The 12760-nt window shown below is 51.6% G+C and carries 7 protein-coding genes; all 7 read left to right on the top strand.

From position 1 onward, the window contains the following. The first annotated feature begins 36 nt into the window (after window positions 1-36). The 7 genes from IE117_RS21885 to IE117_RS21855 all read left to right on the top strand — a co-directional run bounded on the left by IE117_RS21885 (window position 37) and on the right by IE117_RS21855 (window position 12751). Window positions 37-1110, top strand: coding sequence for a FecR family protein (locus tag IE117_RS21885; RefSeq protein ID WP_189567257.1), 1074 nt, complete (start codon window positions 37-39; stop codon window positions 1108-1110). A 206-nt stretch (window positions 1111-1316) separates the two neighbouring features. Beyond that, window positions 1317-4826: a TonB-dependent receptor gene (locus IE117_RS21880; RefSeq protein ID WP_229581285.1), complete on the top strand. Its 3510-nt coding sequence runs from the start codon at window positions 1317-1319 to the stop codon at window positions 4824-4826. A gap of 14 nt (window positions 4827-4840) precedes the next feature. Beyond that, the gene (locus IE117_RS21875) at window positions 4841-6655 is read left to right on the top strand and encodes a RagB/SusD family nutrient uptake outer membrane protein (protein ID WP_189567255.1); all 1815 of its coding nucleotides are present in this window, start codon (window positions 4841-4843) and stop codon (window positions 6653-6655) included. A 210-nt stretch (window positions 6656-6865) separates the two neighbouring features. Next, a complete protein-coding gene (locus IE117_RS21870; protein ID WP_189567253.1) occupies window positions 6866-7921 on the top strand; it encodes a glycoside hydrolase family 43 protein in 1056 nt (351 codons plus the stop codon). A 56-nt stretch (window positions 7922-7977) separates the two neighbouring features. Continuing rightward, the gene (locus IE117_RS21865; protein ID WP_189567597.1) at window positions 7978-9660 is read left to right on the top strand and encodes a glycoside hydrolase family 43 protein; all 1683 of its coding nucleotides are present in this window, start codon (window positions 7978-7980) and stop codon (window positions 9658-9660) included. A 53-nt stretch (window positions 9661-9713) separates the two neighbouring features. Next, the gene (locus IE117_RS21860) at window positions 9714-11636 is read left to right on the top strand and encodes an alpha/beta hydrolase-fold protein (RefSeq protein WP_189567251.1); all 1923 of its coding nucleotides are present in this window, start codon (window positions 9714-9716) and stop codon (window positions 11634-11636) included. Window positions 11637-11707: 71 nt separating this feature from the next. Beyond that, a complete protein-coding gene (locus IE117_RS21855; protein ID WP_229581320.1) occupies window positions 11708-12751 on the top strand; it encodes an endo-1,4-beta-xylanase in 1044 nt (347 codons plus the stop codon). The last annotated feature ends 9 nt before the right edge of the window (window positions 12752-12760 follow it).

Raw genomic sequence — 12760 nt, 5'->3', positions numbered from 1 at the left:
CTCCATACTAGCAATAAAAATAGTAGAAAAGTACCAATGGATCACTTGCCATCCGATTTTTTGACCGTTGAGGATTTTCTGGAAAATCGAGCTTTCAGGCGTTGGGTAAGGGATCGAAAAGCAGAGGATCGGGAGTATTGGCAGGAGTGGCTGGCCCGGAATCCTGAGCATAGGGAAGTCTACGAACAGGCAGTAGCGCTGTATCTGGTAATTCAAGGCAAACAGGTCGACGTATCGGATCAGAAAATCAAGATCAACGCAAAGCAGGTGTACAACCAGGCAAATGGCGCTGGTAGGGTAGGGAAGCGAGTGTTGAACTGGCAAAGGATATCCTGGTTGGCGGCAGCGTCAGTTCTGATAGGCTTGGTGTGGTGGCAACTCGAAGCCCCATTTTTCGAAAGTACCCCGGACAGGGAAATCACCAAGGCGGATCATGCCCCGGCGAATACATGGCAGATTGCAAAGAACGATACAGATCAGCCAAAGTTGGTACTTCTACCGGAAAACTCATCCGTGCTGCTGTATCCTGACAGCCAGATAAGATTTCGCAGCGGAGAGAACAACTTACTGCGTGAAGTGTACCTGCTGGGAGAAGGCTTTTTTGAAGTCTCCAAGAATCCAGAGAAACCATTTATAGTATACGCTACCAATTTTACTGCGAGGGTTCTGGGGACCAGTTTCCAGGTTCGTTCATTCGATGACGAAACCACTTCATTTGTAAAGGTTAAAACGGGCACGGTAGCTGTGTACTCAAATAAATCTCCGGAAAAGAAGTCCTTGCTGAATGTTAACGAACAGTTAACCCTGAATGCTGAAACGGAAAAGGTCGAAAAGCAGGAAAGCGAAGTCGTCAATGACCACCTGGAAGGTATACTATCCAAGCAATTCAGTTTTGAGTTTAGTCCTATTCCGCGGGTGTTTGAAGAGCTGGAAGCCAGCTATCACATGCCCATCCGCTATGATCGCAAACTGCTGCAAAATTGCACGTTTACGGGTCAACTGAATGATTCACCTTTTCTCGAAAAAATTCGGCTCATATGCCTGACCATTGAATCGACTTACGAAATCGTGGATAACCAGATCGTCATTCACAGCCGCGGCTGTAGTTAATTAGTCAACCCCAAATCCTGCCTGTGCTCATGAAGTAGACCATAGCCATACAATAAACGACAAAAAGCGGTAGTGCTTCCGACACTACCGCCTGCAAAGTCCCCAATTTTTTGTGCCTCGATTAACACGTTACCCCTCTATGAGGAGGGGGTTAGGGCTGCTTTATCCATTCTTACTAGAAAAGTAAAAACAAACAATACAAACTTATGAATTACATTTCTAATTACCGTGAGGCCTGGATCAGAATGATCAGGGTGTCAGGCCTTCAAATCTTGTTTGCGTTTTCAGTGATTCATATCAGCTTCGCTGCGAACAGCGAGGCGCAGGAACTCCTCAATCGCCGGATAAGCTTTCAGGTTCAGAACCAGAATGTGGAGACCCTCCTGAAGATAATTGAACAGCAGGCACACGTTCAGTTGCTATTCAGCCGGGAGATTATCCAGTCAAAACGGAAAATTTCGTATCAGGCTACCAATGAGAAGCTTTCCCAGGTCCTGGATCAGGTCTTAAGCCCATTGAACTTAAGCTACGAGGTAGCGGGTGAGCAGATTGTCATCAAAAGAAATACGTCACCATCCCGGCTCCCGGCTCCCGGCCCAAACTCATCGGCCTCAGTGAATCAGGTAGAAAGCCTGGCTGTGGAAATTTCGGGGCAGGTAGTTGGTGAAGATGGTAACGCCCTTCCCGGTGTCAATATTCAGGTAAAGTCAACTACCCAGGGAACGAGTACGGATGCCGAAGGTAAATACAAGCTGGTAATCCAGGAAAGAACCAACATCACGCTGATTTTCTCCTACATTGGCTACACGACACAGGAAGTGGAGGTAGGCAATCAGACGACGGTCAATGTGACGATGGCCGCCGATAACAAGACACTCGAAGAGGTCGTGGTCGTAGGCTACGGCACGCAACGCAAGCGGGATGTTACCGGGTCGGTCGTTTCGGTGAGCGAAGAGACATTGAAGGAAGTACCCGCCCCCAACCTGATCAATCAGCTGAAAGGACGCGCTGCCGGCGTTACCATTGTCAGCAATGGGGCTACGCCGGGTGCACAGGGTCAAATCAGAATCCGGGGAAACCGGACTTTGACTACCGGGAATGGGGATGGCCTGGATGGCCCCCTGGTCGTCGTGGACGGGATTCCCTTCGGAGGATTGAATGATATAAACCCGAATGATATTGCCAGCCTTGAAATTTTGAAGGATGCCTCAGCCACCGCCATTTACGGTTCGAGAGGGGCCGGCGGGGTAATTTTGATAACGACAAAACGCGGAAAAGTAGGTAAGCCGGTCATTAGCTATGACGGCTACCATGGCGTGACCAACATAATGGGCAAATTCAACGTCATGAACGGCACGGAATATGCGCAGTTTAAAGAAGATGCCGCCACCTACAACCGCACGGCCCCCGGTACCTCGGGCTACCTGCTTACCCCGAAAGAAAAAGAAGCGCTCGCGGCGGGCGTTTCGACCAACTGGCAGGATTTGATTTATCAACCCGGCTTTAATACCAACCATCAGCTGGGTTTGCAGGGAGGGGTGGAAAACACCCAATATTCGCTGGGCCTGGGCTACTTCAACGAGACGGGCATTATTCCAAGCCAAAATTTCCAGCGGTTTAACATCCGGGCCACCATCGACCAGCGAATTGGCAAGCATGTGAAGCTCGGATTGAACACGCTGAATACCGTTACCTACCAGAACACCCCCGGTGGTGGGGGTATTCCGGGCGGCCTGGTGCGGCTAACTCCGCTGGCTTCTCCCTACAATGCGGATGGTACCGTGAACCTGAACCCAGCCGAAGGATCGATTGATGCCGCCGGGATCAGCCCGCTGACAATCCTTACCAAAAAAGACTCCTACCTGGGCCGTACCCGTTCTTTACGGACATTCAACAGCCTGTACGCTGAGGTGAATATTGTGGATGGCCTGCGCTATCGATTCAATGCGGGTCTGAATTTCAGTCAGTCGAACTACAATGGCTACGGCGGACCGCTTACGTATTTCAATTCGGCCACGGTGCAGTCCTCTTCCAACGCCGAAATCAACAATACGGAATACTGGGACGTCAATCTGCAGCACCTGTTGTACTATGACAAAGTTTTTGCCGGAAAGCATAAGCTTGGCTTTACCGGACTCTATGAGATCACCAAGAACCATTCGCTGGGAAGCCGGTTTACGGTCACCGGGGTTCCGGCAGATTACATCAAGACGTCGAATTTTTCGCTGGCGTCCGGACAGCCAGTTGCTAGTTCCGATTATGGCAACTCCTTTTCTGAAGTTGGACTTGTCTCCTACATGGGCCGCGTCAACTACAGCTACAACGACCGCTACCTCCTGACCATGACCCTGAGAAGGGATGGATCTTCGACCTTGTCTCCTGCCAACCGGTACTTCAACTACCCTGCCATCGGGGCCGGGTGGAATATTATTGAGGAGGGCTTCATGAAAAGTGTCCCTGTCATCTCGAATTTGAAGCTAAGGGGAGGATGGGGCATATCCGGCAACAGGAACGTGGGGGCGTATTCTACGCTGGGCGCCTTGTCGGCGGGCTATTACAATTTTGGGTTGGGTACCGCCGGGCAGCAGTTGGCGTATACCGTCACAAGCCTGCCCGCTACCGATCTGGGCTGGCAATCTACGTCTCAGGTTGACATCGGTATTGACTTTGGCCTGCTGAATAACAGAATTACGGGTACAGTAGATTGGTATCACCAAAAAACCAGGGACATTCTTTTGTCAGTGCCGCTTCCCCCAAGCAACGGTGCCGGTTCGACTCTGAAAAACCTCGGAAAAACGGAGGGAAAAGGGTTAGAGACATCGCTGACATTTGAGTTTTTCAGGAAGCCGCAGGGGTTCAACTGGAGTGCCGATCTTATCTACTTTTTCAATCGTGAAAAAATCACTCAGCTGACTACCCCCGACGAAAAGGCCAACCTCGGCGCAGGTTGGTTTGTAGGGCAGCCGCTCTCAGTAATCTATGACTACCAAAAGCTTGGAATATGGCAAACAGCCGACAAGGAAAACGGGACGCTGGCCAAACAAACCTCGCCTGTGCAATTCCCCGGACAAATCAGAGTGCTGGATGTGAACGGAGACAACAAAATTGATGCCTCCGACCGTCAGATACTGGGCAATTTCCAGCCCAAGTGGGAAGGGGGCATTACCAACCGGTTTGGCTTTAAAAACTTTGATGCATCCATCGTGACCTACGCCCGGATGGGTATGAAAGTACTGGTACCCTACCTCACGGGTAATTCCACCGGCTCGGGCGGATTTGCCTTCTTCAACCAAAGCCGCGTAAACCAGGTGAAAGTGGATTACTGGACGGAGAACAACCCGACCAATGCTTTCCCCGCACCCGACGCAGCCAGCGCCGTAGCCTACTTCGGATCGACGTTAGGGTACTACGACGGATCGTTCATCAAAATCAGGAGTATCAACCTAGGGTACACTTTTACGAGCACTTTGCTCAAAAAAGTCGGTGCCAGTTCGGCCCGGATTTATCTCAACGCAACCAATCCGCTCATTCTTTATTCGCCGCTGGTTAGCCAGAATCTGGCCGTTGATCCGGAGGGGAATAGCTATGCCACCGGTTCGGCCACACTAAACCCGCAGGGAGCCAGCGAACGGGCAGCACCGGAGCGTCAGATCTCTGTGAACCTGAACAATCCTCCTGTGCGCCAATACACGCTCGGATTAAACCTCAAATTCTAATTCCAGACATCATCATGAAAACAATAAAAATCGGGTTAATCATCGGCTTAACCGTTTTCGCCAGCTCAGGCTGCAAAAACATATTGGAGGAGCAGCCCCAATCCCAAATTGTTCCTTCCTATTTCAACAGTCCTGCCGGGGTTTTGGGCGGAATTTCCGGGGTCTATAACGACATACGTTCCCAGTGGGGCACCGAAGGGTTTTCGGTAGAAATGCAGGCCGGAACTGACGAGTTTTTACAGGCTGCCAGTGCTGGAAGCGGAATTGCCTACACCTACAACGGACTCAACGGGAGCAATTTTGGGTCTGCCTGGAGCGTGGCCTTCCAGGACATCAATACCCTGAACGGTGTGTTACAGTATGGGCAGACGATCGATTTACCGGAGGCTACCCGTAAACAGTATCTGGCGCAGGCCAAGTTTTTGAGAGGGTTCTGGTATTTCTATCTGGTGCAGACCTGGGGGGATGTTCCGTTGCACACGGAGTTCATTACGGTACCTTCCCAGGCAGCCTCGCGGCAACCCGCAGCGGATGTCTACAAGCTGATTATCCAGGATTTGACCGAGGCGGCGGCCGATTTGCCCGACAAACCCACCGCACCCTTCCTGGGTAAGGCGGCTACTAAGCCCGTCGCCCAGTTGCTATTGGCAAAAGCTTACCTGACTCGGGGCTGGCTCAACAACACGCCCGCTGATTTTGCGCAGGCGGCCAGCATTTGTGAGAATATCATAGCCAATAAAGCAGCGTCAGGCCTCGATTTGTGGCAGGACTACGGCGATGCGTTTGTACCGGCCAACGATTATGGCAAGGAGACTATGTTTGTCAGCGACCATGTGCTTGATCCCAAGTACGGCTACTACACCGTCGGTGGAGCGGCCAGCGGCGGAGCGGCACAGAATCTGACGCCCTGGTTTACCAATTGGAACTACCCCAATAACAGCGGTATCAATTCCTTTAAGAATGCGTCCGGGACGCTCGTCAACAGCGGAACATCCGGTATGATCCGGGATTCTCAGTACGGACGTCCTTACGTACGGATGCGCCCTAACTCTTATACCTGGCCTTCGGGCGACAATGCGGGAAAAAACTATTTCCTGGATCAGGCTTTTACCAACCGGAATGTCGATTCGCGCTTTGCCAACTCGTTCTATACGGTTTACATTGCCAATACTTCGGTCACCAACACGGCAACCGCTGCTAACAACAAGCGGGGAATTGGCTACACGACCGTAGTTGGCGTTGATACCGCCGCCTGGTTGCCCGACTACGAAGTAGCGGGAGCACCACAGTTCGTCGGAACAAGGCCCTTCAAAGGCATTGTAGTACCTCCCAGTCTCTGGAATAACGGAATCTTCCCGGCACTGAAGAAGTTCATGGACACCAGCCGGGGAGCTAACTTCAATGACCCCTCCACCCGACCCGTCGTGTTGTACCGCTTCTCAGATGTGTATTTGACGGGAGCCGAAGCTTACTTGAAAGCTGGTGATGCCACGAAGGCTGCTGCTCTGTTGAATGTCGTACGGCAACGATCTGCATTTCGCAAGACCAATTCCGCCGCTCAGAATGCGGCGGGCGTAACGGCTATGACGATTTCGGCGGCCGATGTGACCGTTGACTTTATTCTAGACGAACGCAGCCGTGAGTTTTTCGGCGAATGGCAACGCTGGCACGATCTGGTGCGCACCCGCTCGCTGGTTCGTCGTGTAAAGGCCTGGAATCCTGAAGCCGCACCCTATATCAAGGACTTTAATATGCTGAGACCCATTCCCCAGTCGCAGATAGACCGGGTTGTGGAGGGACCGGCTTTCCCGCAAAACACTGGCTACTAATAACAATTTCACATAAGAGTCATCAGTTTGCAAGATGCAGGAGGATTGCTTAACGCTTTCTCCTGCATCTTTTTGAGTTTCTCACCAAACCGCAAAGCAATCGGTCGCCAGGTTGGCAGACTGACTGCTTCAGATTTTGCCTGTTAAAAGTAAGCTCTGTTAAATGTAGCCTTTCATTAAAGAACGCTGTTATAAATAATCTCTAACTCTATGTCTACCTCACACAATAGTATGTTTGTCGGCCTGGCCATCGTTGCGCTGGGCCTCGGTTCAGGCGCTTGCCAGACCAAAACCACTACGACGACCAAACCTGAGCCCCTGGTCACCGACCTGTATACGGCAGATCCCTCGGCCCATGTGTTCAACGGGAAGATTTACATATACCCCTCGCACGACATTGAGGCCAACGTGCCGGAGGACGACGAAGGCGGCCACTTCAATATGAAAGACTACCATGTGTACTCCATGGACAAGATCGACGGCAAGGTAACCGACCACGGCGTAGCGCTCGACATCAAGGATGTACCCTGGGCGGGCCGTCAGATGTGGGCCCCCGATGCGGCTTACAAAAACGATACGTACTACCTCTACTTTCCGGTAAAGGATAAGCAGGATGTGTTCCGCATGGGCGTGGCGACCAGTCAATCGCCCACGGGCCCCTTTAAAGCGGAACCCGCGCCCATTCCCGGCAGCTTCAGCATTGACCCGGCCGTGTTTACGGATACTGACGGAACTACCTACATGTACTTCGGCGGAATCTGGGGCGGCCAGCTTCAGCGCTGGTACACCGGACAGTACGACGCCACGCTGAAAACGGATTTAGGCAAAGACAATGAGCCGGCGCTCAGTCCCAAGGTCGCCAGGATGAGCAACGACATGCTCACTTTCGCGGAACCGGTGAAGGATGTGCAAATTATTGATAAACAAGGAAAACCGCTGCTGGCGGGCGATCACGACCGGCGTTTTTTTGAAGGAGCCTGGATGCACAAGTACAACGGCAAGTACTATTTCTCTTACTCTACCGGCGACACCCACTTCCTGGCCTACGCCACCAGCGACTCCCCCTACGGTCCGTTCACCTACCAGGGTACTTTCATGGAGCCCGTGACCGGCTGGACCACCCATCATTCCATCGTTGAATTCGAGGGCAAATGGTACCTCTTCTACCACGATGTGGAGCTGTCAGGGAAGACCCACCTGCGGAACATCAAAGTACGGGAGTTGTTGCGCAAACCCGACGGAAGCCTGGAATTGATTAAGCCTTAAAATTCGCCTTCGGGGTAGTCAGAAAGGAAAATGTGAAAGCAGAATAACAAATGAACATGCCTAAAAAAGTATTGGTCCTTTTCATACCGGCACTCTGCCTGGCTCTCAGTCAATCCCTTCTGGCGCAAACGACCACGCTCGTCAACCCTATTCTGACGGGCTTTTACCCCGATCCCAGCATCGTGCGCGCCGGAAGTGACTACTACCTGGTCAATTCCACTTTTTCCTATTTTCCCGGCATCCCCGTTTTTCACAGCAAGGACCTGAAAAACTGGAAGCAGATTGGCAATGTCATTGACCGGCCCTCCCAAATGGACTTCATGGGCGAGCGCCTGACGCGCGGCCTGTTCGCGCCAGCCATCAGCTATTACAAGGGTACTTTTTACGTCACCTGCACGGATATCGATCACGACGGTAATTTTGTAGCGACGGCCAAAGATCCCGCCGGACCCTGGAGCGACCCGGTGAAAGTACCCCAGGTGCGGGGCATCGACCCGTCGATTTACTTTGATGAAGCTACCGACAAGGCCTACATCCTGTACAACAGCGATGCGCCCGACCACAAACCCCTGTATTCGGGCCATCGGACCATCCGCATGTATGAGTTTGATTACAAGAACATGAAGGTAGCGGGTGAGGAAAAGCAGCTGGTCAACGGGGGCGTGGATCTCTCGAAAAAACCCGTCTGGATTGAAGCTCCTCATATCATGAAAAGAAACGACTGGTACTACCTCTACGCCGCTGAGGGAGGTACTTCGGTCAATCATTCGGAGGTCGTATTCCGGAGCAAGGACGTGTGGGGGCCCTACGTACCCTATGAAAATAATCCGATCCTGACCCAGAAAGGACTACCCGAAGACCGGAAGAACCCCATCACGTCGGCGGGTCACGCGCAGTTTGTGGAAGGGCCGGATGGCAAAACCTACGCGATTTTCCTGGCGGTCCGGCCTTACGAAGGCGATTACTACAACACGGGCCGGGAAACTTTCATCGCGCCCGTTGAATGGAAGGATGGCTGGCCGATCATCAACCCCGATAGTAAAGAAATCAAATACGCGTACACAGCTGATTTTAAGGAAGTAAAACAGAAAGGCGCGCTACCCCAGGCTGGGAACTTTTCCTATACCCTCTCTTTCGACAAAACACTGGATCCTTCGCTGCTGTTCATGCGCACGCTCGACAAAAGCTGGTATTCGCTATCTAAAAAAGACGGACTTACTCTAAAATTAAAGCCCGAAACGGTGATGGAGATGGGCCATCCGGCATTCGTTGGCAAGCGCCAGCAACACCTGCATAGTACCGCTGAAACCGAACTGAACTTCTCGCCCAACAATGCGCAGGAAAAGGCGGGACTGGTCATTTTACAGGATGAGGAGCATTTCTATTTTGTCAGTAAATCGCTGGAAGACGGCAAACCCGTAATCCAGCTACTGAAAAGTGTTCCGAAGGAAAAACGCATGGAAGTACTGGCGCAAGTACCTCTGACTTCCAAAGCAGGAAAGGTAGGTATTCGCATTGCCTCGGAAGGGGATACTTATCGGTTTTCTTACTCGACCAATGGCAAGGACTGGCAGGTACTGAAAGACAACGTGGATGGCAAATTCCTTAGTACCAAAGAAGCGGGTGGTTTCATTGGCTGTCTCTACGGCCTTTACGCCACTTCTTCGGGAGAGGCTTCCGGCAGTACGGCCTCGTTCAAGTACCTGAAGTATAGCGGGGATGATCCCATGTTCGAGTAGATAAATTTTTACAAGTGGGATTATTGAAATTCCTAAATCCATCCATGACCAATATGAAGAAATCAGGATTTCTCCTCCCCATTTTCCTGGTACTGCATCTCAGTACCTTTGCCCAAAATATTGAAAAAGAAGCACCCAAGGGCTTTGACCAGGTACGCACGGGCATTGCGACTGGCAGAATCGACACGATCAGCTACCCATCCAAAACGGTAGGTACCACCCGCCGGGCGCTGATCTATACCCCGCCGGGCTTCGACAAGAAAACCAAGTACCCGGTGCTGTACCTGCTGCATGGCATTGGGGGCGATGAAAAGGAATGGCTGAAAGGCGGTAGTCCGCAGGTGATTCTGGACAACCTGTACGCTGAGGGGAAAATCAAACCGATGATCGTGGTGATGCCCAATGGCCGGGCCATGAAAGACGACCGGGCCGTAGGGAATGTTTTTGATAAAGACAAAGTCGAGGCCTTCGCCACCTTTGAAAAAGACCTGCTGAATGACCTCATTCCCTTCATCGAAAAAAAGTACCCTACCCTCACTGACCAGGAACACCGCGCGATTGCCGGCCTTTCGATGGGCGGTGGTCAGTCGCTGAACTTCGGGTTGGGTAATCTGGACAAATTTGCTTGGGTGGGAGGTTTTTCGTCGGCTCCTAATACCAAACTACCCCAGGAGCTGGTGCCTGATCCCGAAGAAGCCAAAAAGAAGCTGAAACTCCTTTGGATTTCTTGCGGCGATCAGGACGGACTGATCGGTTTCAGTCAGCGTACGCACGACTACCTGTATCAGCACGAGGTACCGCACATTTATTACATCGAACCCGGAGGACACGATTTCAAAGTTTGGAAGAGTGGTCTGTATATGTTCTCTCAGTTCCTCTTCAAGCCAGTGGATACCGCTTCATTTACAAGTTATTCCGTACTAGGTACCCCGGCCTCGACCAATATTCGGAATAATAAGTACCCGCAAATTCTGCCCGATAATCGGGTCGTGTTTCGGGTCAAAGCCCCCGATGCGCAAAAGGTACAGTTTGATCTGGGTAAAAAATACGAGGCCGTCAAAGACACGAGCGGATTTTGGACCGTGACGACTGAGCCCATCAGCCGGGGATTTCATTACTACTCCCTGCTCATCGATGGGGTACCTGTCGTAGACCCCGCCAGCGAGACTTTCTACGGCATGGGTCGCATGGCCAGCGGGATCGAGATTCCTTTTTCGGGCAGTGGCTACTACACCATGAAGGACGTACCGCACGGCGATATCCGGATCAAGCAGTACTATTCGAAAGCCCTGAATGCCTGGCGCGAGATGTACGTGTACACGCCGCCGGGCTACGACCAATCGGACGAAAAGTACCCCGTGCTGTACCTGTTGCACGGCGGCGGGGAAGATCAGCGGGGCTGGGCCACGCAGGGAAAAACGAACGTTATTCTGGATAACCTGATCGCCGAAAGCAAAGCCAAACCGATGATCGTGGCGATGCTGGACGGAAACGTGAGCAGCGGAGGCTTGGCTGGCTTCAACGAAAATGTGCTGCGGGCCTTCGAAAACGAATTGAAGGTAGCCGCCATTCCTTTTGTGGAAGGTAGTTTCCGGGTGAAGACCGATGCTCAAAATCGCGCCCTTGCGGGCCTGTCCATGGGCGGACTCCAGACCCTGTACGCCGGCATCAAGAACACCGATCAATTTGCGTATCTGGGGGTGTTCAGCTCAGGCTGGTTTGCCAACAACACCAAACTGTCTGATCCACAATATGAGTTTATGAAAAACAACGCGCAGACCATCAATTCCAATTTGAAAGAGTTATGGATCTCGATGGGAGGTAAGGAAGACATCGCCTACCAGAACTGCCAGATCATGCTCAAAAAATTCGATGAGATGGGAATCAAGTACCAGTACAGCGAATACGCCGGCGGCCATACCTGGCCCGTCTGGCGTCACGATCTGATGGAATTTTCACAGCTACTTTTTAAATAACAGGTAGTTAAACTGTTTTAATTTAAACAATCACTGCATTTATCATGACCAAGAAATTCGTACCTGTACTTATGCTGGCAGCCCTGCTATTTTCCTGCGCGGAACCTCAGGCCCAGCCTACTTTAAAATCTGCCTATAAGGATTATTTTCCCATTGGCGTAGCCGTCGCTCCCCGCAATCTGACGGGGCCGGAAGCTGAACTAATTATAAAACAGTTCAGCAGCGTCACGCCCGAAAATGCCATGAAAATGGGCCCGATTCATCCGGAGGAGAATCGTTATTTCTGGCAAGATGCGGACGCGATCGTCGATTTTGCCCAGAAGAACGGTCTGAAAGTACGCGGACACACGCTTTGCTGGCATAACCAAACGCCCCGCTGGTTTTTTACGGATGCCTCTGGCAACCAAGTAAGCCGGGAAGTACTTTTAGCTCGCCTGAAGCAGCACATTACTGACGTGATGAGCCGCTACAAAGGCAAAATCTACGCGTGGGATGTAGTGAATGAAGCCGTACCCGACGGCGGTGAAAGTATCTACCGGCCTTCCAAATTTTACGAGATCATCGGCGAAGACTACATCGAAAAAGCATTTGAGTACGCCCATGCCGTAGATCCGGAAGCGAAATTATTTTACAACGATTACAACACGGAAAACACGGCCAAGCGGGACAAAATATTTCAGATCGTCAAAAAGCTGAAAGACAAAAAAGTACCCATTCACGGGGTAGGTTTGCAGGGCCACTGGTCAATTGATGAGCCTACCTCGCAGGAGTTGGAAGCGTCTATTGAAAAGTTTGCCAGCCTGGGGCTTGACGTTCAGGTCACAGAATTAGACCTGTCGGTGTACCCGAAAGAGCACGAGCGCCGCGCCAAAAAGGAAACGGATGACGGCATCCTGACCGAGGACATGGTTAAAAAGCAAACCGCCCAGTACAAAATGCTCTTTGATACCTTCCGGAAGCACAAAGGTACCTTGACGGGCGTCACGTTTTGGAACGTATCGGACCGCTCGTCCTGGCTGGACAATTTTCCCGTGCCGGGCCGCAAAGATTACCCCCTGCTGTTTGACCAGAACTACCAGCCCAAGGAAGCATTCTGGCAGGTGGTGAAATTTTAAGTTTTCTAG

Source organism: Persicitalea jodogahamensis (genome assembly GCF_014651615.1).
GTDB classification, from domain to species: Bacteria; Bacteroidota; Bacteroidia; order Cytophagales; family Spirosomataceae; genus Persicitalea; species Persicitalea jodogahamensis.
Note: the sequence above shows the minus strand (reverse complement) of the source record. Positions and strands in the feature narration are given on the sequence as shown.

Bases quoted from the DNA above. Each gene is read 5' to 3' on its own strand.
- IE117_RS21885 (WP_189567257.1), top strand. From the start codon at position 37: ATGGATCACTTGCCATCCGATTTTTTGACCGTTGAGGATTTTCTGGAA.
- IE117_RS21880 (WP_229581285.1), top strand. From the start codon at position 1,317: ATGAATTACATTTCTAATTACCGTGAGGCCTGGATCAGAATGATCAGG.
- IE117_RS21875 (WP_189567255.1), top strand. From the start codon at position 4,841: ATGAAAACAATAAAAATCGGGTTAATCATCGGCTTAACCGTTTTCGCC.
- IE117_RS21870 (WP_189567253.1), top strand. From the start codon at position 6,866: ATGTCTACCTCACACAATAGTATGTTTGTCGGCCTGGCCATCGTTGCG.
- IE117_RS21865 (WP_189567597.1), top strand. From the start codon at position 7,978: ATGCCTAAAAAAGTATTGGTCCTTTTCATACCGGCACTCTGCCTGGCT.
- IE117_RS21860 (WP_189567251.1), top strand. From the start codon at position 9,714: ATGAAGAAATCAGGATTTCTCCTCCCCATTTTCCTGGTACTGCATCTC.
- IE117_RS21855 (WP_229581320.1), top strand. From the start codon at position 11,708: ATGCTGGCAGCCCTGCTATTTTCCTGCGCGGAACCTCAGGCCCAGCCT.